The sequence below is a fragment of the Microbacterium aurantiacum genome (genome assembly GCF_002872075.1).
GTDB classification, from domain to species: Bacteria; Actinomycetota; Actinomycetes; order Actinomycetales; family Microbacteriaceae; genus Microbacterium; species Microbacterium aurantiacum_A.
The window spans coordinates 41,292-67,742 of sequence record NZ_PGGU01000022.1 but is presented as its reverse complement, the minus strand read 5'-3'; the positions used below and the strand labels follow the sequence as shown (position 1 = coordinate 67,742).

Here is a 26,451-nt window from a genome sequence, read left to right as displayed (position 1 = left end):
ACTTCATCCAGGGCCCACAGACGTGGCCGCCGACGACACATGTCGTCGGCGGCCACGTCCGATCCTGGCGCGGATCCCCCGATCCGCACGAGGATCAGTCGCCGAGAATCCCCACTCGGCGGACCCGCTGCTACTGAGCGGGCGGCATCAGCACCGTGTCGATCAGGTACACGGTGGCGTTCGCGGTCTGCACTCCACCGCAGATCACCATGGCGTCGTTGACCATCCAGTCGTCGCCGCTGCCGGTGACCTCGAGGTCTGCACCCTGAACCGTGGTGTGCGTGCCGGCGATGTCGGCCGGCTCGATCTGGCCCGGGACGACGTGGTACGTGAGGATCGACGACAGCGTGGCGCTGTCGGTCTTGAGCGCCTCGATGGTGGCGGGGTCGATCTTCGCGAAGGCCTCGTCGACCGGTGCGAAGACGGTGAACTCGTCGCCGTTCAGAGTGTCGACCAGGTTCACATCCGGGTTGAGCTGTCCGCTCACCGCGGCGACCAGCGTCTTCAGCAGCGGGTTGTTGGATGCCGCGACTGCGACCGGGTCCTGGGACATGCCCTGCACGGAGCCGGCGCCGTCCGGAACCGCTTCGGCGTATGCGGCGCAGCCGGGACCGACGAGGTTCGCTGCCGGGTCCATCGTCTCGGGAGCATCGGACTCCTCCGAGGTCTCCGGAGCCTTCGGCTCGGCCGACTCATCGGCGGGGTCGTTGCCCATGGCACAGCCCGACAGCACGAGAACGCTGGCGAAGCCGAGCGACAGAGCTGCGGTGATCTTCTTCTTGGTGCTGAACATCTCTCTACCTCCGGAGATCGAGCCACGGCATCTCCGTGGCGTCGACATCTGTTCGGAGCCCGCCCCGGATCGGATGGGAGGAATCTTCGATTTCCTGAGATCCACCGTGCATCCGTGTCTTCAGCACCCGCGAGCGCCTCGAGGTCTACTCCTTCACATTCGGGTGACGCACGCACGCGATCGCGGGGAAGTACGGCATGCTGGGGGAGATGGTCATCGACGGAATGGACGTGCCGGAGGACGGAACGGCGGGCGACGCTGTCGCCGAGCTCCTCCTGCGCACCGCCGACGGCGACCAGCGAGCCTTCGCCGAACTGTACGACACGCTCTCTCCACGCGTCTTCGGCCTGATCCGCCGCGTGCTCGTGAACCGCGCGCAGAGCGAAGAGGTGCTGCAGGAGGTCTTCCTCGAGATCTGGCAATCCGCATCCCGGTTCGCTCCGAACAAGGGACAGGGAAGAACGTGGGTGATGACGATCGCACATCGTCGGGCCGTCGACCGGGTGCGAGCATCGCAGTCCAGTGCCGACCGCGACGTGCGAGCAGGGCTGCGCGATATCGGCGTCGCCCATGACAGCGTGGCCGAGCAGGTGGAGCTGGGGATGGACGGCGAGAAGGTGGTGGCAGCGCTCGGCGGCCTCCCCGAGGCGCAACGCGAAGCGCTCGTCCTCGCCTATTTCGGTGGCTACAGTCAGAACGAGATATCGGTGCTCATCGGAGCACCGCTGGGAACGATCAAGACTCGGATGCGAGACGGGCTCACCCGTCTCCGTACTGCGATGGGGGTGACGGCATGAACGAGAACGAGTTCGCTGAGCTCGCGGCCGGTGCCGCCTTCGACGCGCTGTCTCCTCACGACGAGAAGCGGTTCCGCGAGGCTCTGGTCGCTCACCCCGAGTGGGGGGGAATCGCCGAGGCGGATGCCGAGGCGGCCGCGAGCCTTGCCGAGGCCGCTCCCGCGTCCACGCCGCCGGACCACATCCGGGCATCGTTGCTGGCACAGATCGCGGACACTCCGCAAGGCGCGGTGTCTGTGGTGAACCCGACCGAGACCGCGGAGAAGCCGCAGCTCGGGCGTCGCTGGAGCCGCTCGATGCTCGCGCTCGCCGCGTGCCTGGCGCTGCTGGTGGGAGTCGGGATCGGTGCGGTCGCCATCAACGGTCTGCTGAACCGCCCAGCGGCGGTCGTCGCCCTCGAGCAGATCCGGTCCGCCGACGATGCCGAGCACGCCAGCGTCGAGCTCGAATCCGGGGGCACGGCCACGGCGTACTGGTCGGCATCGCTGGGATCAGCCGTGCTCGTGACCGACGGCATCGAGTCGACGAGCAACGACGAGACGTACGAGCTCTGGTTCGTCCGAGGAGAGAAGCCGGTCTCCGCCGGCGTCTTCGCCGTCGAGAGCGGCGATGCGACGGCGGCGCTGCAGGGCGAGATGCATGCGGGCGACGTCATCGCGGTGACCGTCGAACCGGCCGGCGGTTCGCCGACCGGACAGCCGACCAGCGATCCGGTGATCGTGATCCCGACGGCCTGACGCCGTGCATCACGGGTAGCCTTGTTCGATGCCCGAGCAGCACTCCCGACCCGTGCGTCGTCCGACCAGCGCCTTTGACAACCTCATCGGCACCCACGACCCGGCCGAGGAGACGAGGGTGGCTCACGCCACCGCATCCGCTCTGCTCACCCGCGTTCGCGCCGACGAGAGCGGTGTGAGCGCCGAGCGGCTGGTGGCGTTCACGGCGGAGCACGGCATCGACGAGATCGCCGAGCTCTGGTCGAAGGCGCCGTCGCGCACTCTTCCCGGCGCGCTCTGGCGGCTGTATCTCCTCCAGCTCGCGATCCACGGCGACCCGCAGACGGCGGCACTGCTCTACGAACGCGGACGCGTCGAGCTGCTGTCGGCGGATGCGGTGATCGCGGGCGCCCCGGTTCCGGCGAACCCGGACGAGCTCGTCGCGCTCATCGACACGATCCTTCGCGGCGCGTTCCGCGGCGACTTCGCAGTGGCGCTCGACCGCGCCGCCGCGTTCTGCCGGGTGCAGGCATCCGGTGCAACGCACACGGCGGACGACTATGAGTCGACCGAGCCGGCGAGGGCGAGTGAACTCACGACGCGGGCGCTGAGGCTGAGCAGCTACGCGCAGGATCTGGCGGCGTCGGCCGTCCTGTGGCGGTCCGGCGCGCTGGCGTGAAGCCGACGCTGAAACAAGAAGGACCGGGCCGCAAGAACGCCTCTCGGCGGAAGGCCGCTCAAAGCGGCAAAAATTGGAGCCCGGGGTTATGCGGCCCGGCCGAATAATTGTAACGCGATACCGCGGCGGGTATTCCCGACCTCTAGGCTCATTCTCATGAACTGGCGCTTCGCTCTGATGATCGATCCCGTCGCCGCCGATGAGGAACGGGCCGATTTCGGCGACACGTTCACGGTGGTGGATGCGGCAGCCCCGGCCCTCAGCGTCGGTGAACTCAGCACCCAGCGCGGAGACGGCGTCTTCGAGTCGATCGGCGTGATCGATGCCCACGCGCAGGAGGTGGTGCCGCATCTGGAGCGCCTGGCCCACTCGGCGCAGCTGTGCGACCTGCCCGTTCCCCATCTCGCCCAGTGGCGCGAGGCGGTGGATCGAGCGGCGGCTCAGTGCCCGGCCGGAGAATCGGTCATCAAGCTCATCCTCAGTCGCGGCGTCGAGCACGGCCCGACACCCACGGCATGGGTGACGGCCGCGCCGGCATCCGACTTCACAGCGGCGCGCGAGCAGGGGATCAGCGTCGTCACGCTCGACCGCGGCTACGACCTGCGCGCCGCGGAGCGCGCGCCGTGGCTGCTGCTGGGCGCGAAGACACTCTCCTACGCGGTGAACATGGCCGCTTTGCGCGAGGCGCATCGTCGCGGCGCCGATGATGCGATCTTCCTCTCCAGCGACGGATTCGTGCTCGAAGCGCCGACCGCATCGCTCATCCTCCGCTTCGGCGACCGCTTCGTGACCCCGGCGCCGAATGGAGGCATCCTGCACGGCACCACGCAGCTCAGCGTCTACGAGCACCTCGCCGCACGAGGCTTCGACGTCGGATACGCCCAGGTGCAGGCGTCCGACCTGCCTCGAGCGGACGCCGCCTGGCTGGTGTCGAGCGTGCGGCTCGCCGCTCCGATCACCGCCGTCGACGGCGCGCCGCTGCCGGTGGATCACGCCCTCACGGCGGAGCTCAACGAGTACCTCCTCTCGCCGCGCGACTAGGCGGACCTCGCCGCGCGTCTGACAAAGAGCGTCGTTCGCGGCAGGATGGGAAGATGCCCGTCAACCCGCACGAATCCCGGCCATGGCTCAGTTCCTACGCGGAGGGAGTCCCCGCCGATATCGCGGAGCCGACGCAGACACTCCCGGAGATGATGTTCGCGAGCGTCAAGGCGTACGGGCGACGACCGGCTCTCGAGTTCTTCGGTGCGGTCACGACCTACCACCAGCTCGGGGAGCAGATCGAGCGCGCGGCCGAGGGCCTCCGGCGTCTCGGAGTCGAGAAAGGGGATCGGGTGGCGCTCGTGCTGCCCAACTGCCCTCAGCACGTCGTGGCGTTCTATGCAGCGCTGCGGCTCGGCGCGATCGTGGTCGAGCACAACCCGCTCTACACGGCACGAGAGCTGCGGCATCAGTTCGAGGATCACGGCGCCCGCTTCGCGATCGTATGGGACAAGGTCTTCGACACGGTCGCCGGCTTCCCCGCAGATCTCACGCTCGACCGCATCGTGAGCGTCGACATCACCGCAGCGCTGCCCTTCGGCAAGCGTCTGGCACTGCGCCTGCCCCTGCCCAAGGCTCGCGCATCGAGAGGGAGGCTGACGGGCACGCCGAAGGCGCGCAATCCGCTGACCTGGAAGAAGCTGCTCGATCATCGCCGGCTCTCCCGCCGAACGCCCGGTCCCGTGCTCGGCGACACCGCTCTGCTGCAGTACACGAGCGGCACGACCGGAGACCCCAAGGGTGCGATCCTCACGCACTCGAACCTGCGTGCCAATGCGATGCAGGGCCGCGCCTGGGTGCCCGGATTGGTCGACGGCGAGGAGACCTTCTACGCGGTGCTGCCGCTGTTCCACGCCTACGGGATGACGCTCTGCCTCACCTTCGCGATGAGCATCGGCGCGAAGCTCGTCCTGTTCCCGGCTTTCGATCTCGACCTGGTGACCGACGCGACGCGCACGAGTCCGCCCACGTTCCTCCCCGCCGTGCCGCCGATCTACGATCAGCTCGCCCGCGCGGCGTCGCGCGGGACGCTTGACCTCACGACCGTCCGGTTCGCGATCTCGGGTGCGATGAGTCTGCCGGTCGCGACGGTGGAGCGCTGGGAGGAGGCCACAGGAGGACTGCTCGTGGACGGCTACGGGATGACCGAGAGCTCGCCGGTCGCGATCGGGAACCCGATAGGCAGGACCCGGCGCCCCGGCACGGTCGGGGTGCCGTTCCCGAGCACGGAGATCCGGGTCGTCGACCCTGCCGATCCCTCCGCCGATATGCCCGCCGGTGAGCGAGGCGAGTTGCTCATCCGCGGGCCGCAGGTGTTCCAGGGTTACTGGGGCCGCCCCGGTGACACGGCCGCAACGCTGCTCGCGGGCGGCTGGTTGCGAACGGGAGACATCGCCGAGGTCTCAGCGGACGGCTTCGTCACCATCGTCGACCGGCTCAAGGAACTCATCATCACCGGCGGCTTCAACGTGTCGCCCAGCGAGGTCGAGGACGCTCTGGAAGCACATCCGGACGTGGTCGCCGCCGCTGTCATCGGCCTTCCGCGATCCAGCGGCGGTGAGGATGTCGCTGCGGCGGTGGTGCTCCGCGATGGCGCGGAACTCGATGCGGGGGCCCTGCGGGACTTCTGCCGGACGCGGCTCACTCCCTACAAGGTGCCCAAGCGCATCACTGCTGTCGATGACCTGCCGCGCTCCCTGATCGGGAAGGTTCTCCGGCGCGAGGTGCGGGAGCGGATGCTCTCGGCATAGCCGCACATGCAGCGAGGTGGGGCGATCCGCATGGATCGCCCCACCTCGTCGCTGCGTTCCTGCTTATCCGAAGCGACCTGAGACGTAGTCCTCGGTGGCCTGCACGGACGGGGTCGTGAAGATCGCCTTGGTGTCGTCGAACTCGATGAGCTTGCCGGGCTTGCCGGTGCCGGCGATGTTGAAGAAGGCCGTCTTGTCGGACACGCGTGAAGCCTGCTGCATGTTGTGCGTGACGATGACGATCGTGAACTCGTTCTTCAGCTCGCCGATCAGCTCCTCGATCGCGTAGGTGGAGATCGGGTCGAGCGCGGAGCACGGCTCGTCCATCAGGAGCACCTCGGGCGAGACGGCGATCGCGCGGGCGATGCAGAGCCGCTGCTGCTGGCCGCCGGACAGGCCGGAGCCGGGCTTGTCGAGCCGGTCCTTGACCTCGTTCCACAGGTTCGCACCGATCAGCGACTTCTCGACGAGTGCGTCCTGATCGCTCTTGGACATGCGGGCGTTGTTCAGCTTGACACCCGCGAGCACGTTCTCCTTGATCGACATCGTCGGGAACGGGTTCGGACGCTGGAAGACCATGCCGACCTGACGCCGCACGAGCACCGGGTCGACTCCGGGCCCGTACAGGTCCTTGCCGTCGAGCAGCACCTCGCCCTTGACGCGCGCGCCCGGGATGACCTCGTGCATGCGGTTCAGCGTGCGCAGGAAGGTGGACTTGCCGCAGCCGGACGGACCGATGAAGGCCGTCACGCTGCGCGGCTGGATCTCGAGGGAGACGCCCTCCACGGCGAGGAAGTCGCTGTAGTAGACGTTGAGGTCGTTGACTTCGATGCTCTTGGACACTTCTGTTTCCTTACGGATGGAGTCGGGAGGCTCAGCGGCCGTTGGTCTTCGGGGAGAACCACTTCGCGATGAGGCGCGCGAGCAGGTTCAGCACCATGACGATGAGGATCAGGGTGAGGGCGGCGGCCCAGGCCCGATCGAGGGATGCCTCGGGGTTGGTGCCCTGGTTCATGTACTGGTTGTACGCGAACACCGGCAGGGTCATCATCTGGCCGTTGAAGATGTTCGTGTTCAGGCTCTGCGTGAACCCGGCCGTCAGCAGCAGAGGTGCGGTTTCGCCGATGACGCGGGAGATGGCGAGCATGACCGAGGTCGTGATGCCGGCGATCGACGTGGGCAGCACGACCTTGAGGATCGTCAGCCATTTCGGCACGCCCAGCGCATACGACGCCTCGCGCAACTCGTTGGGGACGATCTTCAGAAGCTCCTCGCTTCCGCGGACCACGACCGGCGTCATCAGCACAGCGAGGGCGAGCGCGCCCATCATGCCCATCGAGATGCCGGGGCGGACGAGCAGGGCGAACACCGCGTAGATGAACAGTCCGGCCACGATCGACGGGATTCCGGTCATCACGTCCACGAGGAAGGTGATCGCCTTCGCGATCTTGCCCCGACCGTACTCGACCAGGTAGATCGACGTCATCAGGCCCACGGGCACCGAGATGACCGTCGCCGTGAGGGTGATCAGGAGGGTGCCCCAGATCGCGTGCACGATTCCGCCGCCGTCGCCGACGACGTTGCGCATCGAGAAGCTGAAGAACTCGGCGTCGAAGCGCTGGATCCCGTTCGCGACGACGGTCCACAGCAGTGATACCAGTGGCAGCAGCGCGATGAGGAAGGCGGTGGCGACGAGTGCCGTCATCAGCCTGTCGACGGCTTTGCGCCGGCTCTCGGCGATCGAGGAGATCACCGTGATCAGGACCATGTAGAGCAGGATGCCGACGACAGCGGCCCCGGTGATGTTGAAGTCGGCGAGATCCGCTCCGATCGCCGCCACGCCGAACACGGCGAAGGAGATCACGAAGGATGCGGCGAGGAGGGCCCACGGAGCCCACTTCGGCAGTTTGCCGGAAGTGAGAGTCGCCGCGGGGGCGGGTGCGGTGAGGACGGTCATGTCAGTTCGCTCCCGAGAACTCGGCGCGGCGTGCGACGATCCAGCGCGCCAACGCGTTGACCACGAAGGTCACGACGAAGAGGATGAGGCCGGTCGCGATCAGGGTGTTCACGCCGGTGCCGTGGGCTTCGGGGAAGGCCAGGGCGATGTTCGCCGGGATGGGAGTCGGGTTCGTGGCGGTCAGCACCAGGAAACTGACGACGGCCGAGGGCGAGAGCACCATGGTCACGGCCATCGTCTCGCCGAGTGCGCGGCCGAGGGCCAGCATCGCGGCGGAGACCATGCCGCCTCGGGCGAACGGGAGGACGGCCATCCGCACCATCTCCCAGCGTGTCGCCCCCAGCGCGAGGGCGGCCTCCTCGTGGAGCTTCGGAGTCTGCAGGAACACCTCGCGGCAGATCGCCGTCATGATCGGGATGCACATCACCGCGAGCACGAGGGCCGCGGTGAGGATCGTCTTGCCGGTCGAGGAGACCTGGCCGCCGAAGAACGGCACCCAGGAGGCGTGGGTGCTCAGCCATGCGTATACCGGCTGGAGCAGCGGGGCGAGCACGAGGCCGCCCCAGAGGCCGAAGACCACGGACGGGACGGCCGCGAGAAGGTCGATGATGTAGCCGAGGATCGAGGCGAGGCGGCGGTGGGCGTAGTGCGAGATGAACAGGGCGATGCCGATGGCGATCGGGGCAGCGATCAGCAGTGCGATGAACGAGGCCCAGAGGGTGCCGAAGACGAGCGGCCAGACGTAGACCCAGAACGACTCACCCTTGAGGATGTGGTTGTCGCTCGTGTCCAGCTGGAACGCCGGGAGGCTCTGGATGAGGAGGAAGGCGGCCACCGCGGCGAGGACGACGAGGATGATGGTCCCCGCTCCGAGCGCGGTGCCGGAGAAGACCCGGTCGCCGAGTCGCTGCTTGGCCTTGATCGGGGCGGGCGGCGCCTGTGTCGGCGCCGGAGTCGGTGCCTGCGCGATCGTGCTCATGGTCTCCCTGTTTCGGGCGGAATCGGGGTGGATCGGGGTGCTGACTCATCGAGGCCCCCGCGCCCTGTTCGGACGCGGGGGCGACGAGGTCAGCGCTCAGCCGTCAAGGCTGGATCAGCTGACCTTGATGAGATCGATCGCGGCGAGGACCTGCTCGCGGAGACCGTCGGAGATCGGCGCGCTGCCGGCGTTCTCCGAAGCGGCGTCCTGTCCCTCAGCGCTCGCGATGTACTGGAAGTACGCCTTCACGAGTGCTGCGACGTTGGTGTCCTCGTACTCCTCGCATCCGATCAGGTAGCTGACCAGGGCGATGGGGTAGGCGCCGTCGCTGGCCGAGGCCGGGTCGACGTCGAAGACGAGGTCGCCGTCGCCGCGGCCTTCGACCAGGGGCGAGTTCTCGACGAGCTTCGATGCCGCCTCGGCGGAGTACGCGACGAACTCTTCGCCGACGCCGACGTGGACCTGGCCGAGGTCGCCGACCTGCGAGGCGTCGGCGAAGCCGATCGCGCCGTTGCCGGCGGTGATGGCCTGGACGACACCCGAGGTGCCCTGAGCGGCTTCGCCGCCTTCGATCGGCCAGACGTCAGCGGGCTCGTGCGTCCACACGTCGGGCGCGGTGGCCTGGAGGTACTTGGTGAAGGTCTCCTGCGTGCCGGAGGGGTCGGAGCGGTGGACCGGCGAGATCGCCAGGTCGGGGAGCTTCGCGTCCGGGTTCAGCGTCGCGATGGCGCCGTCGTTCCACTTCGTGATGGTGCCGGCGAAAATGCCCGCGATCGTCTTGGCGTCGAGGTTCAGCGTGTCGATGCCTTCGAGGTTGAACGCGACGGCGACCGGCGAGATGTAGAGCGGGACCTCGACGATGGCGTCGCTGGTGCAGGCGCCGAAACCGCCGGCGGCGACCTCGTCGTCGTTGAACGCGCGGTCGGAGCCGATGAAGTTGCTGCCGCCCTCGAGGAAGTTCTCACGTCCCGTGCCCGATCCGGTGGGCTCGTAGTTGACCGTGACGTTCGGGTTCGCGGTCTGGAACTCGGCGACCCACGCTTCCTGTGCGGAGGCCTGCGAGGATGCGCCTGTGGCGTCGATGGTGCCGGAGAGGGTGGACTCGGTGGGCTCCTCGGCGGTGCCGCCGGTGCCGCCTTCGTTCGCGGCACAGCCGGCGAGCGCGAGAGCGGCGACGGCGCCGATGGCGCCGATACGTGCGATTCGGGAGATCTTCACTGTGGATCCGTTCGATCGTGGATGAGGTAGAGGCCCGGTGCAGGGCACACAGTGACGCTAGACGCGGCGGTTAACGAGACTCTCCCGCACAGGTGAACGGGAGGTGAACGACCGGCAACCCTCTGGGGTGGCCTCAGGCCGGGAGAAGGGAGATTCAGACCTTCGGGATGTGCGTCTCGATCGCGATGATCCCGGACCCCGGGTTCGTCGCGGATAGATGCACGACGGAGAATGCGGCCGGCTCGAGATCGGCGGCGCTGGAGAGGTAGGAGCCCTGGATCGTTCCGGTGGCGAGGGATATCTCGGCCAGCATGCCCGGCAGGACCGGGCCGTGACTGCATAGGACCGCGGGCTTTCCGGACCGCACGCGCTTACCGACGATCGAGCGGAGATCGGCCGTGCCGTCCTCCCAGGCATCCTGGCTGAGCAACTCCGTCTGCACGGTCTTGCGCTCGAGGGATCTCGCGAGCGGCTTCACCGTCTCGACGCAACGGGTGGCGTCGCTGGTCACGATCTTGCGCGCGCCGAAGGCGCGGAGCGGCCCGACGATCGACCTCGCCTGCTGGCGTCCGCGCTCGCTGAGGGGACGCGCAGCATCCGCCCCGTCCCATTCCGCCCGCGAGAGCGCCTTCGCGTGCCGCAGCGCGATGATGGGGAAGGTGTACAGCACGCCGTCGTCGACGAGGTGCTCGAAGAAGTCCAGGATCTCGAGGTCGACCGGATAGCTCAGGCGCGCACGCGCCTTCTTCATGCTGGCCCATTCGATCGCCGCGATCTCGCGGTTGGGGACGAAGGTCGAGGCGCGGATGGCGTCCTCGGTGGCCTCCGCGGCCCAGTAGTGCACGACCTTCTGCTTCGTCGAGGGCAGGTGGTAGCGGCTGACGCCGACGGGGACACCCAGCGAGACACGGATACCGGTCTCCTCGTGCACCTCGCGCACCGCGGTCTCGGCGAGCATCTCACCCGGGTCGACTTTTCCCTTCGGCAGGGTGACATCGCGGTACTTCGTGCGGTGGATGAGCAGGATGCGCAGCTTGCCGTCGACGATGCGCCAGACGACCGCGCCGGCTGCGTAGACGGCCTTCTCCACGGCCTTCCGGCGCGCCAGGCTCTGCGAGTGCTCGGTCTCCTGCGCCTGGCGAGCGGTCATCGCACCGACCGGGCGCGGCGTCGCTTCTGGATCAACCCCATCGTCTGATCCTGCAGGTCGATCAGCGGATCGCCGTTCGCATCCACGGCGTGGCGCTCCCACGCGCCGTCGGCTCCGAGGTGCCAGGAGATCGTGCCGGGGTCGAGCGCGAGGTCGAAGAACGTCAGCAGCTCCTTGAGATGCGAGGGGTCGGTGACCTTCACCAGGGCCTCGACGCGACGGTCGAGGTTGCGGTGCATCATGTCGGCGCTGCCGATGTACACCTGCGGGTCGCCGTTGTTCTCGAAGGCGAAGATGCGGGAGTGCTCCAGGTAGCGGCCCAGGATGCTGCGCACGGTGATGTTGTCGCTGATGCCGTCGAGATCGACCCGGAGGCTGCAGATGCCGCGCACCCACACATCGACCTTCACGCCGGCCGCACTCGCACGGTAGAGCGCGTCGATGATCTCCTCATCGACCATCGAGTTCACCTTGATGCGGATGTGCGCCGGCTTTCCCGCTTCGGCGTTCTTGCGCTCGTTGTCGATCTGCCGGACGAGCCCCTTGCGCAGGTGCAGCGGAGCGACGAGAAGCCGCTTGAACTTCTTCTCGATCGCGTAGCCGCTGAGCTCGTTGAACAGGCGGGTGAGATCCTTGCCGACCTGCGCGTCGGCGGTGAACAGGCCGAAGTCCTCGTAGATGCGGCTGGTCTTCGGGTTGTAGTTGCCGGTGCCGACGTGCGAATAGTGCTGCAGCGTCCCGTCCTCCTCGCGGATGACCAGAGCGAGCTTGCAGTGCGTCTTCAGTCCGACCAGACCGTACACGACGTGCACGCCGGCCTTCTCCAGCTTGCGAGCCCAGACGATGTTGTTCGCCTCGTCGAATCGGGCTTTGACCTCGACCAGGGCGAGAACCTGCTTGCCGGCCTCGGCCGCGTCGATGAGCGCCTGGACGATCGGGCTGTCGCCGGACGTGCGGTACAGCGTCTGCTTGATGGCGAGGACATGCGGGTCGCGGGCCGCCTGCTCCAGGAACGCGACGACGCTCGTGGTGAACGATTCGTACGGGTGGTGGACGAGCACGTCGGCCTTGCGGATCGCCTTGAAGATGTCGGAGCGACTGCTCGAACCCGCCGGCTGGAATGCCACGGCCGTTGTCGGCAGGTGCGGCGGGAACCGCAGGTCGGGGCGCTTGATGCGCCCGAGGTCGAACAGGCCGCGCAGGTCGAGCGGGCCGGGAAGGCGGTACACCTCGAGATCGGTGATGTCGAGCTCCCTGACCAGCAGGCCCATCGTGACGTCATCCATGTCGTCGGTGATCTCGAGGCGGATGGGCGGACCGAAACGGCGCCGCAGCAGCTCGGCCTCTAGGGCCTGGATCAGGTTCTCGCTCTCGTCCTCCTCGATCTCCATGTCCTCGTTGCGCGTGAGGCGGAACGCATGGTGATCGAGCACCTCCATGCCGGGGAAGAGGTCGCCGAGGTGGTTGGCGATGAGCTCCTCCAGGCGCAGGAAGCGCTGGATCTCTCCGGCACCGGGCACCTCGACGAAACGGGGCAGCATGGGCGGCACCTTGAGGCGCGCGAACTCCTGCCGTCCGGTGCGGGCGTTGCGGATGCGGATGGCGAGGTTCAGCGAGAGACCGGAGATGTACGGGAACGGGTGCGCCGGGTCGACGGCCAGCGGCATCAGGACGGGGAAGACCTGCAGCTGGAAGTACTCCGAGAGGCGTGCGCGCTCGTCATCGGTGAGTTCGGACCACTCGGTGATCTCGATTCCGGCATCCGCCAGAGCGGGGCGGACCTGAGAAGTCCAGGCGTCCGCATGGCGGAGCTGCAGCGCATGCGCCTCGCGGGAGATGTCCGCGAGGGCATCGGCGGGGGAGCGGCCGATGTTGGTCGGCACCGCCAGGCCGGTCATGATGCGGCGCTTGAGGCCCGCGACGCGCACCATGAAGAACTCGTCGAGATTGCTCGCGAAGATCGCGAGGAAATTCGCCCGCTCCAGCTCGGGAAGGGAGGGGTCCTCCGCCAGTTCCAGGACGCGCTTGTTGAACGCGAGCCAGCTGATCTCGCGATCCAGGTAGCGGTGGTCCGGGAGCAGTGCGTCCGGAGACTCGACGGCGTCGAAGTCGTCGTCTTCAGCGTCACCGAGGCCGGCGTCGGCGAGTGCGGGATCGATCATGGGGTACATCTAAGCACCGTGAGGTGACGCGCGCGTGAACGGAGACGCTTCGTCACCGCGCCGCGGCGAGCGACTCGTCGTCGTACACGTTGAAGCGGTAGCCGACGTTCCGCACGGTTCCGATGATCTGCTCCTGGTCGCCGAGTTTCGCCCGCAGACGCCGCACGTGCACATCGACCGTGCGGGTGCCGCCGAAGTAGTCGTATCCCCACACCTCGCTGAGCAGCTGCTCCCGCGTGAACACCCGTGACGGGTGCGTGGCCAGGAAGTGCAGCAGCTGGAACTCCTTGTAGGTGAGATCCAGCGGCTTGCCGTGCAGCTTCGCCGAATACGACTGCTCGTCGATGGTGATGCCGGACGCCTGCACGCGGGTGGGAGCGGCGGCATCGTCGCGTCGCGCGAGGGCGAGGCGGATGCGGGCGTCGGTCTCGGCTGGGCCGGCGGTCGAGAGCAGCACGTCGTCGATTCCCCACTCACCCGAGACGGCGCTCATGCCGCCCTCGGTGACGACGAGGAGCAGGGGGGAGTCCTGGCCGGTGGCCCGGAGCAGACGGCACAGCGACTTCGCCGCCGCGAGGTCCTGCCTGCCGTCGACGATGACGATGTCGTACTCGGGCGCGTTGATGAGCCGCGCGGGTTCGGCGGGGATCTGTCGCACCCGATGGCTGAGCAGTTCGAGCGCGGGGAGGACCTCCTCCGAATCCGGAGCATTGGTCAGAACCAGCAGCAGGGCCACGCACAATCCTTCCGAGACGACGGTCGACGCCGTGGGGCCATGATACCGGCACCGGATGCGCAACAATGGAGCCATGTCCGAACCGGCACTCGCCCCCCGCAACGCGTTCATCGGCGTGATCGGCGTGTGGGCGGCCGCCTTCATCGCGACCGTCGCGGTCGGCATCTTCGTGCCGGAGGAGTGGCGGGTGCCGTGGATGCTCGTCGCTTTCGGCGGTGTCGTGCTGCTCTCCTTCGCCGTGCAGCTCTGGTACGGCCGCACGCAGGGGTTCATCTTCCGGGTCGCCGGCAGCGTGACCGGGGCGCTGCTGCTGATGGGGCTGATCTCGGTCGGGTTCGGTCTCGCCGCGCTCATCCCCTCCTGACCGGGTGGGGGTAATGTGGGAGACATGGATCTCCTGGCGCTCGAACTCTTCTTCATCGGCCTGCTGGGGCTGGCGAGCCTCGCGATCGTCTTCGTGTCCGGTGTCGTGCTGCTGAATCTCTTCCGCGGCCAGCGCTGAGCGGATCGTCGTGCTCGACCTCCCCACCGATCTTCCGGCTGACATCGTCCCCCTTTCCTGGCTTCTCGGCGTCTGGGAGGGCTCGGGCGTCATCGACTACACGGTCGGGGAGCGCCGTCTTCAGGGCGAGTTCGCTCACCGTGTGAGCTTCAGCCATGACGGCGGCCCCTTCCTGAACTATTCCGGCACAGCGACGTTCACCGCCGACGACGACTCCGACCCGGTCCAGCTGATCGCCGAGGTCGGCTTCTGGCGGCTGTCCCGTGCGGCGACGGACGCCGATGCCGGCCCCGCCCTCCTGCCGCCCCTCGCGCCGGTCACCACGCGCACCGTCGATGATGTGGAAGAACTGCGCAGCGACGGCGGCGGCTTTCCCATCGAGGTGTCGCTGGCGCACGCCGACGGCACGCTCGAGCTGTACTTCGGCGAGATCAACGGACCGCGAATCGACATCGCCTCCGACGCGATCGTGCGCGGCGCGGGCGCCAAGGAGTACGCGGCTGCCTCGCGCATGTACGGGCTCGTGGACGGGCACCTGCTGTGGGCCTGGGATGTCGCGGCTCTCGGCACGAGTCTCGGTTCGCATGCGTCCGCGCGGCTGGCGAAGGTCTGACGTGGCGGGTTTCGCGGACATCGCGGGTGCCGTCGCCGGCGACGGAGGATTCGCGCACTTCGGCGATCCGATCCGCGAGCAGCGCCGGCTCGTCGGAGGCACAGCGGCCGCGCCGCTCGGAGATCGCGTCGTCCTCGAGGTCTCGGGGCCGGAGCGTCTCACCTGGCTGGACTCGATCACCTCCCAGTCCGTGGCGCGGCTGGCTCCCGGAGAGAGCACGGAACTGCTCGTCCTGGACCCGCTGGGCCGCGTCGAGCATGCCGCAGGGGTACTCGACGACGGCACATCGACCTGGCTCATCGCCGACGCCGCAGATGCGGAGCCGCTGGGGGCCTGGCTCTCACGCATGGTCTTCCGCTCGCAGGTCACGGTCGCCGTACGCTCGGACCTCGTGCTGCTCGGCTTCGTCGACGGCGGAACGGCCGCCGCCACGGCCACGGCGGCAGCCTTCGCTCCGTACGGCGCTCCGCTGGTATGGTCCGATCCCTGGCAGCATGTTCGCGCCGGCGGGCACCAGTACGCCGAGATCGCGGAGCACCCGGGAGCCGCACTGGGCTGGCGGGTCGCGATCCTCGAGGCGGAGGCCGCCGAGGCTCTCGCCGCCACCCTCGGGCGTGACGACGCGGCCGGCATGCTCGCGGCCGAGGCGCTGCGGGTCGCCGCCTGGCGACCGCGCTGGGCCGCCGAGGTCGACGAGCGCTCCCTTCCGCACGAGTCGGACTGGATCCGAAGCGCCGTGCACCTGAACAAGGGCTGCTACCGCGGGCAGGAGACGGTCGCCAAGGTGCACAATCTCGGGCACCCGCCGCGACGGCTGGCCGCGCTGCACCTGGACGGCAGCGACGACGTGCTCCCTGAGCCCGGTTCGCCGGTGTTCGCCGGTGACGACGAGGTCGGACACATCACTTCCTCCGCCCGCCATCACGAGGAGGGCCCGATCGCCCTCGCCATCCTCTCCCGGCGCGCTCCGGTCGGCGACCTCGTCGTCCGCGCAGAAGGGATCGACGTCGCCGCTGCACAGCAGGTCATCGTTCCGGCGGATGCCGGAGCCACGGCGGACATCCCGCGGCTCACCCGGCTCTCTCGTCGCCCGTCGGCACCGGATCCCCGCGACAACTGAGCCGTCTCAGAGCGGTGCCACCGCGTCCCAGGGCAGTGTGAGCTCCCCGAGGCGCCAGCGTGCGCGGCCGCCGCGCACCGGCCAGCCCTGATCGCGAAGCGCCGTCACGGTGGCAAGGAAGCGCTGAGTCGCGCCGAACGTCGACAGCGAAGCGGCTCGGATCCACTCTCGGTCGAGGTCGGCGAGCAGCGTATGGATGCGCTCACCGGGGACGTTGCGGTGGATCAGGGCTTTCGGCAGGCGCTCGGCGACGATGCTCGGACGCTCGAGCTCGGCCAGGCGCAGTGAGATCGTGAATCGCGCCGCCAGTCCGTCCGGCCCGACGTCGACCCAGCTGGCCACCCGGCCGATCTCGTCGCAGGTCCCCTCCACGAGCAGGCCGCCCGGCGCCAGCCGCGCCGCCATCGTGCGCCAGGCGCTGGGCACGTGCTCTTCGTCGTACTGGCGCAGCACGTTCATCGCGCGGATGACCGCGGCACGTCGTCCGTCGGGCAGTGGCGTCTCGAAGCCCCCTCGGGCGAAGGAGACCGGGATGCCGGACGGGAAGGGCGTACGGCCGGCGCGCACATCGGCGAGCTGTTCGCGAGCCGTGGCGACGCGCACCGGATCGATCTCCAGGCCGATCACCTCGACATCCGGGCGCACGCGCTGCAATCGCGCGGCGAGCTCGAATGCCGTCACCCCGCTCGCTCCGTAGCCGAGGTCGACGATGAGGGGATCGGACGCGCCGAGGAACGCGTCGCTGGCCGCGATCCAGCGATCGCTCCTGCGCAGGCGGTTGGTGCCGGTGGTGCCTCGTGTCGCGCGGCCGAGCGGAGATGACGCCATGAGTCGATCCTTTCAGCCCGTGAGCACTGATGCCGTCCGATTCGGGGTCGCTGAGCTCATCGAAGCGTCGATAAACTGACCGCATGACTGCGACGCGTACCCTGATCCTGCTCCGCCACGGCCGAAGCGAGTGGAACGAACTGAACCTCTTCACCGGCTGGGTGGACGTCCGTCTGAACGCGCAGGGCGAGGCCGAGGCCCGCCGCGGAGGCGAGCTGCTCGTCGAATCCGGCATCCTGCCCGATGTCCTGCACACCTCGCTGCTCAGCCGCGCCATCCAGACCGCGAACATCGCGCTCGACGCCGCCGACCGCCTGTGGATCCCGGTGACGCGATCGTGGCGTCTCAACGAGCGCCACTACGGTGCGCTGCAGGGCAAGGACAAGGCGCAGACCCTCGAGGAGTTCGGTCCGGAGCAGTTCCAGCTCTGGCGTCGTTCCTTCGACGTGCCGCCGCCCGTTCTCGACGACGACAGCGAGTTCAGCCAGGTGAACGACCCCCGCTACGTCGGGATCGACGGAGAGGTGCCGCGCACCGAGTCGCTCAAGCTGGTCATCGACCGCATGCTGCCCTACTGGGAGAGCGCGATCGTCCCCGACCTCGAAGCGGGCAAGACGGTTCTCGTCACCGCGCACGGCAACTCGCTGCGCGGCCTCGTCAAGCACCTCGAGGGCATCAGCGATGAAGACATCGCCGAGCTCAACATCCCCACCGGCATCCCGCTCGTGTACGAACTCGACGAGAACAACGTCCCCACCGGCCCCGGCCGCTACCTCGACCCCGAGGCCGCCGCTGCCGGCGCCGCTGCGGTCGCCTCGCAGGGCAAGAAGTAGCCTCTACGACGGAGGGGGCGGATGCTGTGCATCCGCCCCCTCCTTCGTACCTGCGTGACTACGCGTGTCCGAGTTCCTGCTGGTGCTCGACGGCCAGCGGGATGTCGTGCTCGTCGACCTGCCAATCGCCGGTGGCGAGGTACACGACCTTCTTGGCGACGGCGACTGCGTGGTCGGCGAAGCGCTCGTGATAGCGGCTGGCGAGCGTCGCATCGACGGTCGCCGTCGCTTCACCCTTCCAGTTGTCGCTGAGGACCTTCTCGAAGACGGTGGCGTGCAGCTCGTCGACGTCGTCGTCCGCATTGCGGATGATGTCGGCGTAGCGGAGGTCCTGGGTGCGCAACAGCTGCGACAGAGTCCGGGAGATCTCGACGTCCAGTTCGCCCATCTTGGTGAAGGTGCCCTTGAGGCCCTTCGGGATGGCCCGCTCGGGGAAGCGCAGACGGGCCAGCTGTGCGATGTGCTCGGACATGTCGCCCATGCGCTCCAGCGAGGCGCTCACCCGGAGCGCGGTCACCACGATGCGCAGGTCGCGCGCGACCGGCTGCTGACGGGCGAGGATCTCGATGGCCTGCTCGTCGAGCGTGATGGCGAGGGCGTCGATGTCGGCGTCGTCGGCGATGACCTCTTCGGCCAGCCCGACATCGCTCGTCGCGAACGCGCGGGTCGCCTTGTCGATCGAGATCGTGACGAGGTCCGCGATCTCCACGAGCTTGGACTGCAGATCTTCGAGGGACTGGTGGAAGACTTCGCGCATGGCGGCGCAACCTTTCGTTCTTGTCTCGACGGGGGTCATCCGGTCGAGAGGACGGGCTGAGCTGCCGCACAGGCCCGAGGCGATTCTGGGCCTCGAAGGTTAACGAACGGTGCCCAGAATATGAACAGTACTTCTCCGTGTGCGTTCATGGCCCCGGAACCCGTCGGCGGCCCGGTGAACACACTCTACGCTTGAGCCATGAGCACGCCGCAGATCGCCTTGATCGCACTGGCCATCGGCCTGGTCATCGGCGTCGGCCTGTCGATGATCGTGGTGTGGGCGTACCGCGCCAGGGCCCGCGCGGAGGATGAGACGTCGGCCGCCATCCCCGACGGCGTCGCCGACGTGCTGAACAGCATGGATGACGCGGCCTGCGTCGTCGACACGTCCGGGCTCGTGCTGGCGAGGTCGCATGCAGCGACGCGTTTCGGGATCGACGTCGGCTCGAACCTGGAGAATCAGGAGCTGCGCCAGCTGGTCCGCAGCGTCCGTTCGACGGGCGGAACCGATACCGAGACGATGCGGATCACCCGTGGAGGTCTCAGTCTCGATCCGCGCCTCGTCTCGGCCAGGGCGAGTGTGCTCGGCTCGCGATTGATGCTGCTGATCATCCGAGACGTCACCGAGCAGGAGCGCCTCGATCAGATGCGCACCGACTTCGTCGCGAACACGAGCCACGAGCTGAAGACTCCGGTCGGCGCCGTCAGCCTCCTCGCCGAAGCCATCGAATCCGCCGCGGACGACCCCGCCCAGGTGCGGATCTTCGCCGCTCGGATCCTCGCGGAGGCGACCAGGCTCGGCCAGCTCACCGGCCGCATCATGAGCCTGTCCCGGCTACAGGCGGCGGACGGTCTCGCCGAGGTGAATCCGGTCGCGATCGACGAGGTGATCACGGCGTCGATCGAGGCGCACGGCGTGCAGGCCGATTCCGCCGGGGTGGAGCTGGCGCGCGGCGGCGACCGCGGCGTGTGGGTGCGCGGCGATGCGCAGATCCTCATCGAGGCGATCGGCAACCTCATCGCGAACGCGATCGTCTACTCGCCTCGCGGTTCGCGCGTCGGGGTCGGCGTGAAGGCCGACGGCGACATCGTCGAGATCGCCGTCGCCGATCAGGGCATCGGCATCTCGGAGACCGATCGCGAACGCATCTTCGAGCGCTTCTATCGTGCGGACGAGGCTCGGTCCCGTCGCACCGGCGGCACCGGCCTCGGCCTGTCGATCGTCAAGCACGCGACGCAGCGCCATGGCGGCGAGGTTCTCCTCTGGTCGCGACCGGGGCGCGGCTCCACCTTCACCATCCGGCTGCCGCGCATCGACGCGCCGGAGTTCGTCGACCAGGACCTGAAGCGCAAGAAGCGCGAGAAGAAGCAGGCTCGCAAGGCGGTCAAGGTCGCCAAAGCGGCGGCATCCGCGCGCACCCGAAACGGAGAACTCACATGACCCGCATCCTTCTCGTCGAGGACGAGCCCGACCTCGCCGACCCGCTCGCATATCTGCTGCGCCGCGAGGGGTACGAGGTGGAGATCGCGGAGGACGGCCCCGGGGCGCTCACCGCCTTCCGCGAGCGCGGCGCCGACATCATCCTGCTCGACCTGATGCTCCCCGGGATGCCCGGCACCGAGGTGTGCCGGCAGATCCGCTCGACGTCGGCCGTGCCGATCATCATGCTCACGGCCAAGGACTCGGAGGTGGACATCGTCGTCGGGCTCGAGCTCGGCGCTGACGACTACATCACCAAGCCGTACTCCTCGCGCGAGCTGCTCGCACGGATGCGGGCGGTGCTCCGCCGCGTGGTGCAGGCAGAGAGCGAGCTCGACGAACGCGTGCTCGACGGAGGGCGCGTGTCTCTGGACATCGACCGCCACACCGTCACCGTCGCCGGCGACCTGATCAACATGCCGCTCAAGGAGTTCGAGCTGCTCGAGGTGCTGATGCGCAACTCCGGACGCGTGCTCACCCGCGGACAGCTGATCGACCGGGTATGGGGGAGCGACTACTTCGGCGATACGAAGACGCTCGACGTCCACATCAAGCGCATCCGCTCGCGCATCGAGGTCAACCCCGGCGAGCCGGTGATGCTCGTCACCGTGCGCGGGCTCGGGTACCGCTTCGAGGGCTGAGATCGCTCGACCGCGGCGGATGCCCGGTTCGACGAGAAGAGGCCGGCACCCCATGGGTGCCGGCCTCTTCTCTCGTCGAGATCAGCTCGAGGGTGCGGAAGTCGCCGTGTCGGTCGGCACCGGCATCGGGGTGCTCTCCGGCACCATGACCGGCTTGGGCTCGGTCGGCACCAGGTCGGCGTAGTAGGGGAGGGATCCGTCGAGGACCGGGATCTCGGCCTTCGTGCCGGTGGAGTCACCGGACTGGAAGTGGATCTCGATGGTGGAACCCGGCAGGCTGTCGAGGTCGACGATGCGCAGCGGCTCCTCATCCGCGCCGAAGCTCACCGTCTCGCCGGGCGATACGGTGACCACGAACGGGGCGATACCGGCGATCGTGATCGTCAGGGTGGCGCGTTCCTCGGTGGGGTTCACGACCGCGCCGACGAAGTTGCCGACCGATCCGTCCTCGGTGGCGACGATGAAGGCATTGCGGACGTCCAGGGGGCCATCGGCGTCGGAGACGTTCACGCCGTCGGACGAGGGGTATTCGATCGTCGTCGCCTGCGGCGTGATGAAGGTGCACCCCGTTGCGCCGAGAAGAACGAGGGCGCTGATGGCGGCAGAGGCGACAAGGCGCGATTTCACAGGTCCTCCTGAGGTCCGGCGGGGTATCCGCGATCCATTCTACGGGTATGCGCGCGGGCGGTCGGGGACGATGAGGCGCGAACCTTAGCGCATATCCCCTGTGGTATCCTTGAGGTTGCCGAAAGGACACTTTTTTATGCTTTTTGAGGTTGGCGAAACAGTCGTCTATCCGCACCATGGGGCCGCGACCATCATCGAGGTCAAGGATCGCATCATCAAGGGCGAGACGAAGAAGTATCTGAAGCTCAACGTCACGCAGGGCGACCTGATCATCGAAGTTCCTGCGGAGAACGTCGACCTCGTCGGCGTCCGCGACGTGATCGGCAAGGAGGGCCTCGACCACGTGTTCGAGGTGCTGCGTGCTCCGTTCACCGAGGAGCCGACGAACTGGTCGCGCCGGTACAAGGCGAATCTTGAGAAGCTCGCCTCCGGCGATGTGATCAAGGTCAGCGAGGTCGTGCGCGACCTCTGGCGTCGTGACCAGGACCGCGGCCTGTCCGCGGGTGAGAAGCGGATGCTGGCGAAGGCTCGCCAGATCCTCATCTCCGAGCTCGCTCTCGCCGAGAAGGTCGACGAGGACAAGGCCGGTGCCGTGCTCGACGAGGTTCTCGCCTCGTAACGGTCGGGACTCTTCTCGAAGAGGACGGATGCTTCGGCATCCGTCCTCTTCGTCGTTTCCGGTGGCCGCCGGTAACGTGAGCGTGTGACTCTGCTTCCCGTCCCTCACGTCGCGATCATCGTCGTCGCAGCCGGCTCCGGCACTCGCCTCGACGCGGGTGCGCCCAAGGCCTTCGTCGGCATCGACGCCCGGCCGATCCTGCGGCATGCGCTCGACGGCGTCTTCGCGGCAGCGCCTGCGCAGGTCATCGTCGTCGCCCCCGCCGGTTTCGAGGGGGACGCCGAGACCGAGCTGCGTGCCGCTGCGGGCTCGAGGAGCGACCTCGGCCGCGTCGTCACCGGTGGTGGCACGCGTCAGCAGTCGGTGGCGGCGGGACTCGCTGCGCTCTGGGGCGACATCACGACCGTGCTCGTGCACGATGCGGCGCGTGCGCTGACCCCGCCGGCGCTGATCGATGCGGTCGCCGCTGCTGTGACGGACGACACCGGGATCATCCCGACGCTTCCGGTGGTCGACACGCTCAAGAAGGTCGATGGCGGCTCGGTCATCGCCGCGGTCGACAGATCGGAACTCGCCGCGGCGCAGACACCACAGGGCTTTCCGAGGAGGTACCTCGAGCCCGCGTACGCCGCGGCACTGGCCTCCAATGTCGAGTACACCGACGACGCGGCGCTGTTCGCCGCAGCGGGGCACGCGGTCCGTCGCATCGACGGAGCCGCTCGCGCCTTCAAGATCACCACACCGGCTGATCTCGCGCGCGCGCGGCACCTGCTGGCGTCCCCGACGAGCGGCTTCCAGGGCCCGCGGGTCGGGATCGGAACCGACGTGCACGCCTTCGGCGGCGAGGGGAGCCTCTGGCTCGCCGGTCTCGAATGGCCCGGCGAAGAGCCGCTCTCCGGGCACTCGGACGGCGACGCGGTCGCGCACGCGATCGTCGATGCACTGCTGGGAGCCGCCGGACTCGGCGACATCGGCGAGCACTTCGGAACGGCGCATCCGGAGTTCGCGGGTGCGCATGCGGCGGTGTTCCTGGCCCGCACCCGTGAGCTGCTGACGGACGCGGGATTCGCCATCGGCAACGTCTCCGCACAGTTCCAGGGCAATCGCCCGCGGTTCAGCGCTCGCCGGGCCGAGGCCGAGCAGGTGCTCTCCGCCGCGCTCGGTGGAGCGCCGGTCTCGATCACCGCCACGACGACCGACGGGCTCGGGTTCGCCGGCCGCGGGGAGGGGATCTCCGTCACGGCCGTCGCGATGGTCGTGCCCGACGGTTCCCGCAACATGACGATCGGCTGACGATCCCGGCCGATCGGGCAGCGGATCGTCACAACCCTCGTCTGGCGGCTGCTGCTCAGCCGTCGCCGAGTAGTCTTGAGCGGTGACTCTCCGCCTCTACGACACCCGCGCTGCCCTGCTGCGCGACTTCGTGCCTCTCGATCCCGAGAACATCACGATGTACGTCTGCGGACCCACGGTGCAGTCCGGGCCTCACATCGGTCACGTCCGGGCGGCGCTCAGCTTCGATCTTCTGCGTCGATGGCTCACGCACCGGTACGGGCGGGTCACGTTCGTCCGCAACGTCACAGACATCGACGACAAGGTGCTCGCGAACGCGACGGAGGCGGAGCCCTGGTGGGCGCTGGCCTACCGGATGGAGCGCGAGTTCACCGAGGCGTATGCCGCCGCAGGCATCCTTCCGCCCACCTATGAGCCGAGAGCGACGGCATCGGTGCCGCAGATGCAGGAGATCATCGCGACGCTCATCGAGCGCGGTCACGCCTATCCGGCGATCGATGACTCGGGCGATGTGTACTTCGATGTGCGCTCATGGGCGGACTACGGCTCGCTCACCCACCAGTCGGTCGACGCGATGGAGGCCGCCGAGGATGCCGATCCGCGGGGCAAGCGCAACCCTCAGGACTTCGCACTCTGGAAAGGCGCGAAGCCGGAAGAGCCGGCGGATGCGGTCTGGGCCTCGCCCTGGGGCCGCGGTCGCCCTGGCTGGCACATCGAGTGCTCCGCCATGGCGAAGCGTTACCTGGGCGCGGAGTTCGACATCCACGGCGGCGGGCTCGATCTGCGCTTCCCGCACCATGAGAACGAGCTCGCGCAGTCCACGGCGTCCGGCGACGGCTTCGCCCGGTACTGGGTGCACAACGGTCTCGTGAACGTCGACGGGCAGAAGATGTCGAAGTCGCTCGGCAACTTCACCTTCGCCGCCGATGTACTCGCCGCGCATGACCCGCTGGTCGTGCGCTACGCGCTCGCCGCCGCGCACTACCGGTCGAGCATCGACCTGTCGGATTCGTCGTGGGCCGAGGCGGAGGCTGCGCTGGGACGGATCGACACGTTCCAGCAGCGCGCGGCGCGTGCCGCCGGCGGAGGGCTGGGAGGGTTCGCCTCGCAGAGCCTCCCGCGGGAGTTCTCCGCGGCGATGGACGATGACCTCGGCGTGCCGCAGGCGCTCGCTGTTCTGCACGAGACGGTGCGGGCCGGCAACTCGGCGCTCGACGCCGGAGACACGGATGCCGCCCTGGATGCCGCGCGCGCTGTCATGGCGATGACGTCCATCCTCGGGCTGACCCCGGCTTCCTCCAGGAACGGCGGCGCCTCGGCCGAGGCGCCCGCTCTCGACGCCCTCGTGCAGACGATGATCACCCAGCGTGCACAGGCACGCGCAGACAAGGACTGGGCCGCGGCTGACCGCATCCGCGACGCGATCGCGGCGGCGGGCATCACGCTCGAAGACGGCCCGGACGGAACACATTGGAGTATCGATGGTTAAGCCACAGCGCCCCGGCGCGAGCAACGGCAAGAAGAAGGGCCCGCTGAAGGGCACCGGCGGCCTCGGCCGCAAGGCGCTCGAAGGGCGCGGCCCCACCCCGAAGGCGGAGGACCGTGCCTGGCATCCCGCCGGCAAGCGCAAGGCCGCGGCCGAGCGCTACGCGGCATCCGGAGGAAAAGGCAAGCCCGGCGGGCGCGCGTCGTCCGGCGGCAGCCCGAACCGGTCCGCCCGTGCGAAGGACAACACCTCCGACACCGAGACGGTCACCGGGCGCAACTCGGTGCTCGAGGCACTGCGCGCGAAGATCCCGGCGACCGCCTTCTACATCGCGCAGCGCGTGGAGATGGACGACCGCGTCAAGGAGATGCTGTCGATCGCGACGAACCGCAACGTCCCGGTGCTCGAGGTCACCCGGCAGGAACTCGACCGGATGGCAGGTTTCGACGGCGTGCACCAGGGCGTCGCCCTGAAGGTGCCGCCGTACGAGTACGCGCACCCGCAGGACCTGCTCGAGAAGGTCATCAGCCGAGGGCAGGTGCCGCTGTTCGTCGCGCTGGACGGTGTCACCGACCCGCGCAACCTGGGCGCGATCATCCGCTCGGCCGCCGCGTTCGGCAGCCAGGGGATCATCCTCCCGCAGCGTCGCTCGGCCGGTGTCAACTCCGCCGCGTGGAAGACGAGCGCCGGAGCGGCGGCGCGCATTCCCGTCGCGCTCGCGACGAACCTGACGACCCAGCTCAAGGAGTTCAAGAAGCAGGGCGTCTTCGTGCTCGGCCTCGACGGCGACGGCGACGTCGCGCTCCCCGACCTCCAGCTCGCCGATCGGCCCGTCGTGATCGTCGTCGGCTCCGAGGGCAAGGGGCTCTCCCGCCTGGTCACCGAGACCTGTGACCAGATCGTCTCGATCCCGATCAACGCGGCGACCGAGTCGCTGAACGCCGGCATCGCGACCTCCGTCGCGCTCTACCAGGTCGCAACGATCCGCGCCGCCCGCTAGCAGCGCAGCCGCCCAGGAAGGAAACCGCATGGCTCGTATCGTCGTCCTCGGAGGAACCGGCTATGCCGGCCGCCACATCGTCTTCGAGGCGGTGAGTCGCGGGCACGAGGTGATCTCGGTGTCACGGTCGGTGCCGACGAATCCGGTGGACGGGGCGCTGAGCGTGCAGGGCTCGGTGCTGCATCTGGCTTCGCTCGGCGACGTCTTCGACCACGCGGATGCCGTCGTCTCGACTCTCTCGCCGCGCGGCGACATGGAGCACGAGGTGCTCGGGGCGCTGGAGGGTCTGATCGCGAAGCTCGCCGGCACATCCACCAGACTCGGTGTGGTCGGCGGCGCCGGGGGCAGTCTGGTCGCACCGGGCGGGCCCCGGCTCTTCGACCAGGGTTTCCCCGAGGAGTACAAGCACGAGGCCCAGGTGGGCATCGATTCGCTGGCGCTTCTGGAACGGTCAGAGCCCGGGCTGGACTGGTTCTTCATCCACCCGGCCGAGGTCTTCGGGCCGTGGGCCGAGGGCGAGCGCACCGGCCGCTACCGCGACGGCGGCGACGTGATCGTCCGCGACGCGGAGGGTCAGTCGTTCATCTCGGGTGCGGACTTCGCGATCGCGGTCGTCGACGAGATCGAGCAGCCGAAGCACCACCGCGGGCGTTTCACGGTCGGGTACTGACCCG

Annotated in this window: 27 protein-coding genes; 16 read left to right on the top strand and 11 right to left on the bottom strand. The window is 68.4% G+C overall.

Annotation, left to right across the window (positions count from 1 at the left end):
- Positions 1-130 precede the first annotated feature (130 nt).
- Entirely contained in the window at positions 131-793 is a 663-nt protein-coding gene (locus CUR96_RS15530; RefSeq protein ID WP_102194242.1) for a fasciclin domain-containing protein, read from the bottom strand.
- A 209-nt stretch (positions 794-1,002) separates the two neighbouring features.
- On the opposite strand from CUR96_RS15530, the gene sigK reads away from it, so the two are divergent.
- The 5 genes from sigK (at position 1,003) to CUR96_RS15505 (ending at position 5,777) form a co-directional block, all read left to right on the top strand.
- Complete coding sequence (gene sigK, locus CUR96_RS15525; protein ID WP_102194246.1) at positions 1,003-1,590, top strand: ECF RNA polymerase sigma factor SigK; 588 nt, start codon at positions 1,003-1,005, stop codon at positions 1,588-1,590.
- Positions 1,587-2,327 carry an anti-sigma factor gene (locus tag CUR96_RS15520; protein ID WP_102194241.1) on the top strand — a complete coding sequence of 247 codons (741 nt, stop codon included), beginning with the start codon at positions 1,587-1,589 and terminating at the stop codon, positions 2,325-2,327. Before sigK ends, CUR96_RS15520 begins: the two co-directional genes overlap by 4 nt.
- A gap of 28 nt (positions 2,328-2,355) precedes the next feature.
- Positions 2,356-2,985, top strand: a complete 630-nt coding sequence (locus CUR96_RS15515) for a DNA-directed RNA polymerase subunit beta (protein WP_102194240.1) — start codon at positions 2,356-2,358, stop codon at positions 2,983-2,985.
- Between the two features lie 156 nt (positions 2,986-3,141).
- The gene (locus CUR96_RS15510) at positions 3,142-4,026 is read left to right on the top strand and encodes an aminodeoxychorismate lyase (protein ID WP_102194239.1); all 885 of its coding nucleotides are present in this window, start codon (positions 3,142-3,144) and stop codon (positions 4,024-4,026) included.
- Between the two features lie 53 nt (positions 4,027-4,079).
- Positions 4,080-5,777, top strand: a complete 1,698-nt coding sequence (locus CUR96_RS15505; RefSeq protein ID WP_102194238.1) for a long-chain-fatty-acid--CoA ligase — start codon at positions 4,080-4,082, stop codon at positions 5,775-5,777.
- Positions 5,778-5,840: 63 nt separating this feature from the next.
- On the opposite strand, the gene pstB is transcribed toward CUR96_RS15505, so the two are convergent.
- From pstB to CUR96_RS15470, 7 genes are all read right to left on the bottom strand, one after another.
- Complete coding sequence (gene pstB / locus CUR96_RS15500; protein WP_102194237.1) at positions 5,841-6,620, bottom strand: phosphate ABC transporter ATP-binding protein PstB; 780 nt, start codon at positions 6,618-6,620, stop codon at positions 5,841-5,843.
- Between the two features lie 31 nt (positions 6,621-6,651).
- Positions 6,652-7,734, bottom strand: coding sequence for a phosphate ABC transporter permease PstA (gene pstA, locus CUR96_RS15495; RefSeq protein WP_102194236.1), 1,083 nt, complete (start codon positions 7,732-7,734; stop codon positions 6,652-6,654).
- A gap of 1 nt (position 7,735) precedes the next feature.
- Entirely contained in the window at positions 7,736-8,713 is a 978-nt protein-coding gene (pstC, locus tag CUR96_RS15490) for a phosphate ABC transporter permease subunit PstC (RefSeq protein WP_102194235.1), read from the bottom strand.
- Positions 8,714-8,827: 114 nt separating this feature from the next.
- On the bottom strand, positions 8,828-9,931 hold the full coding sequence (locus tag CUR96_RS15485) for a phosphate ABC transporter substrate-binding protein PstS (protein WP_102194234.1): 1,104 nt from the start codon (positions 9,929-9,931) through the stop codon (positions 8,828-8,830).
- Between the two features lie 154 nt (positions 9,932-10,085).
- Positions 10,086-11,081: an NUDIX hydrolase gene (locus CUR96_RS15480; protein WP_102194233.1), complete on the bottom strand. Its 996-nt coding sequence runs from the start codon at positions 11,079-11,081 to the stop codon at positions 10,086-10,088.
- On the bottom strand, positions 11,078-13,243 hold the full coding sequence (locus tag CUR96_RS15475) for an RNA degradosome polyphosphate kinase (protein ID WP_102194232.1): 2,166 nt from the start codon (positions 13,241-13,243) through the stop codon (positions 11,078-11,080). Before CUR96_RS15475 ends, CUR96_RS15480 begins: the two co-directional genes overlap by 4 nt.
- Before the next feature lie 52 nt (positions 13,244-13,295).
- Positions 13,296-13,979: a response regulator transcription factor gene (locus CUR96_RS15470; protein WP_180969063.1), complete on the bottom strand. Its 684-nt coding sequence runs from the start codon at positions 13,977-13,979 to the stop codon at positions 13,296-13,298.
- 73 nt (positions 13,980-14,052) lie between these two features.
- Between CUR96_RS15470 and CUR96_RS15465 the strand changes: the two genes are divergently transcribed.
- The 3 genes from CUR96_RS15465 (at position 14,053) to CUR96_RS15455 (ending at position 16,214) form a co-directional block, all read left to right on the top strand.
- A complete protein-coding gene (locus CUR96_RS15465) occupies positions 14,053-14,343 on the top strand; it encodes a hypothetical protein (protein ID WP_102194230.1) in 291 nt (96 codons plus the stop codon).
- Positions 14,344-14,491: 148 nt separating this feature from the next.
- A complete protein-coding gene (locus CUR96_RS15460; protein ID WP_102194229.1) occupies positions 14,492-15,094 on the top strand; it encodes an FABP family protein in 603 nt (200 codons plus the stop codon).
- A 1-nt stretch (position 15,095) separates the two neighbouring features.
- Positions 15,096-16,214: a YgfZ/GcvT domain-containing protein gene (locus tag CUR96_RS15455; RefSeq protein WP_245861355.1), complete on the top strand. Its 1,119-nt coding sequence runs from the start codon at positions 15,096-15,098 to the stop codon at positions 16,212-16,214.
- 6 nt (positions 16,215-16,220) lie between these two features.
- On the opposite strand, the gene CUR96_RS15450 is transcribed toward CUR96_RS15455, so the two are convergent.
- Positions 16,221-17,042 (bottom strand): class I SAM-dependent methyltransferase, encoded by an 822-nt coding sequence (locus tag CUR96_RS15450; protein ID WP_102194227.1) that lies wholly within the window; start codon positions 17,040-17,042, stop codon positions 16,221-16,223.
- A gap of 83 nt (positions 17,043-17,125) precedes the next feature.
- Between CUR96_RS15450 and CUR96_RS15445 the strand changes: the two genes are divergently transcribed.
- A complete protein-coding gene (locus tag CUR96_RS15445) occupies positions 17,126-17,875 on the top strand; it encodes a phosphoglyceromutase (RefSeq protein ID WP_102194226.1) in 750 nt (249 codons plus the stop codon).
- 58 nt (positions 17,876-17,933) lie between these two features.
- Here CUR96_RS15445 and phoU read toward each other — a convergent pair whose 3' ends face one another.
- Positions 17,934-18,632 carry a phosphate signaling complex protein PhoU gene (gene phoU, locus CUR96_RS15440; RefSeq protein WP_102194225.1) on the bottom strand — a complete coding sequence of 233 codons (699 nt, stop codon included), beginning with the start codon at positions 18,630-18,632 and terminating at the stop codon, positions 17,934-17,936.
- Between the two features lie 198 nt (positions 18,633-18,830).
- On the opposite strand from phoU, the gene CUR96_RS15435 reads away from it, so the two are divergent.
- Entirely contained in the window at positions 18,831-20,072 is a 1,242-nt protein-coding gene (locus CUR96_RS15435) for a sensor histidine kinase (protein WP_102194224.1), read from the top strand.
- Positions 20,069-20,752 (top strand): response regulator transcription factor, encoded by a 684-nt coding sequence (locus CUR96_RS15430; protein WP_102194223.1) that lies wholly within the window; start codon positions 20,069-20,071, stop codon positions 20,750-20,752. Before CUR96_RS15435 ends, CUR96_RS15430 begins: the two co-directional genes overlap by 4 nt.
- 81 nt (positions 20,753-20,833) lie before the next feature.
- Here the strand turns inward: CUR96_RS15430 and CUR96_RS15425 are convergent, their stop codons facing one another.
- Complete coding sequence (locus CUR96_RS15425; protein ID WP_102194222.1) at positions 20,834-21,379, bottom strand: DNA modification methylase; 546 nt, start codon at positions 21,377-21,379, stop codon at positions 20,834-20,836.
- A gap of 136 nt (positions 21,380-21,515) precedes the next feature.
- Here CUR96_RS15425 and CUR96_RS15420 point away from each other — a divergent pair, with 136 nt between their 5' ends.
- The 5 genes from CUR96_RS15420 to CUR96_RS15400 all read left to right on the top strand — a co-directional run bounded on the left by CUR96_RS15420 (position 21,516) and on the right by CUR96_RS15400 (position 26,447).
- On the top strand, positions 21,516-21,998 hold the full coding sequence (locus CUR96_RS15420) for a CarD family transcriptional regulator (RefSeq protein ID WP_102194221.1): 483 nt from the start codon (positions 21,516-21,518) through the stop codon (positions 21,996-21,998).
- 84 nt (positions 21,999-22,082) lie between these two features.
- A complete protein-coding gene (gene ispD / locus CUR96_RS15415) occupies positions 22,083-23,291 on the top strand; it encodes a 2-C-methyl-D-erythritol 4-phosphate cytidylyltransferase (protein ID WP_102194220.1) in 1,209 nt (402 codons plus the stop codon).
- An 82-nt stretch (positions 23,292-23,373) separates the two neighbouring features.
- Positions 23,374-24,780, top strand: coding sequence for a cysteine--tRNA ligase (gene cysS, locus CUR96_RS15410; RefSeq protein WP_102194219.1), 1,407 nt, complete (start codon positions 23,374-23,376; stop codon positions 24,778-24,780).
- Positions 24,773-25,777, top strand: coding sequence for a 23S rRNA (guanosine(2251)-2'-O)-methyltransferase RlmB (rlmB, locus tag CUR96_RS15405; protein ID WP_102194218.1), 1,005 nt, complete (start codon positions 24,773-24,775; stop codon positions 25,775-25,777). The genes cysS and rlmB overlap by 8 nt, the downstream gene beginning before the upstream one ends.
- 28 nt (positions 25,778-25,805) lie before the next feature.
- Positions 25,806-26,447: an NAD(P)-dependent oxidoreductase gene (locus CUR96_RS15400; RefSeq protein ID WP_102194217.1), complete on the top strand. Its 642-nt coding sequence runs from the start codon at positions 25,806-25,808 to the stop codon at positions 26,445-26,447.
- Positions 26,448-26,451: the final 4 nt, after the last annotated feature.

Excerpts from the sequence above, each read along its gene's own strand:
- CUR96_RS15530 (WP_102194242.1), bottom strand. The coding sequence starts at position 793 with ATGTTCAGCACCAAGAAGAAGATCACCGCAGCTCTGTCGCTCGGCTTC.
- sigK (WP_102194246.1), top strand. The coding sequence starts at position 1,003 with ATGGTCATCGACGGAATGGACGTGCCGGAGGACGGAACGGCGGGCGAC.
- CUR96_RS15520 (WP_102194241.1), top strand. The coding sequence starts at position 1,587 with ATGAACGAGAACGAGTTCGCTGAGCTCGCGGCCGGTGCCGCCTTCGAC.
- CUR96_RS15515 (WP_102194240.1), top strand. The coding sequence starts at position 2,356 with ATGCCCGAGCAGCACTCCCGACCCGTGCGTCGTCCGACCAGCGCCTTT.
- CUR96_RS15510 (WP_102194239.1), top strand. The coding sequence starts at position 3,142 with ATGAACTGGCGCTTCGCTCTGATGATCGATCCCGTCGCCGCCGATGAG.
- CUR96_RS15505 (WP_102194238.1), top strand. The coding sequence starts at position 4,080 with ATGCCCGTCAACCCGCACGAATCCCGGCCATGGCTCAGTTCCTACGCG.
- pstA (WP_102194236.1), bottom strand. The coding sequence starts at position 7,734 with ATGACCGTCCTCACCGCACCCGCCCCCGCGGCGACTCTCACTTCCGGC.
- pstC (WP_102194235.1), bottom strand. The coding sequence starts at position 8,713 with ATGAGCACGATCGCGCAGGCACCGACTCCGGCGCCGACACAGGCGCCG.
- CUR96_RS15480 (WP_102194233.1), bottom strand. The coding sequence starts at position 11,081 with ATGACCGCTCGCCAGGCGCAGGAGACCGAGCACTCGCAGAGCCTGGCG.
- CUR96_RS15475 (WP_102194232.1), bottom strand. The coding sequence starts at position 13,243 with ATGATCGATCCCGCACTCGCCGACGCCGGCCTCGGTGACGCTGAAGAC.
- CUR96_RS15465 (WP_102194230.1), top strand. The coding sequence starts at position 14,053 with ATGTCCGAACCGGCACTCGCCCCCCGCAACGCGTTCATCGGCGTGATC.
- CUR96_RS15450 (WP_102194227.1), bottom strand. The coding sequence starts at position 17,042 with ATGGCGTCATCTCCGCTCGGCCGCGCGACACGAGGCACCACCGGCACC.
- CUR96_RS15445 (WP_102194226.1), top strand. The coding sequence starts at position 17,126 with ATGACTGCGACGCGTACCCTGATCCTGCTCCGCCACGGCCGAAGCGAG.
- phoU (WP_102194225.1), bottom strand. The coding sequence starts at position 18,632 with ATGCGCGAAGTCTTCCACCAGTCCCTCGAAGATCTGCAGTCCAAGCTC.
- CUR96_RS15435 (WP_102194224.1), top strand. The coding sequence starts at position 18,831 with ATGAGCACGCCGCAGATCGCCTTGATCGCACTGGCCATCGGCCTGGTC.
- CUR96_RS15430 (WP_102194223.1), top strand. The coding sequence starts at position 20,069 with ATGACCCGCATCCTTCTCGTCGAGGACGAGCCCGACCTCGCCGACCCG.
- CUR96_RS15420 (WP_102194221.1), top strand. The coding sequence starts at position 21,516 with ATGCTTTTTGAGGTTGGCGAAACAGTCGTCTATCCGCACCATGGGGCC.
- rlmB (WP_102194218.1), top strand. The coding sequence starts at position 24,773 with ATGGTTAAGCCACAGCGCCCCGGCGCGAGCAACGGCAAGAAGAAGGGC.
- CUR96_RS15400 (WP_102194217.1), top strand. The coding sequence starts at position 25,806 with ATGGCTCGTATCGTCGTCCTCGGAGGAACCGGCTATGCCGGCCGCCAC.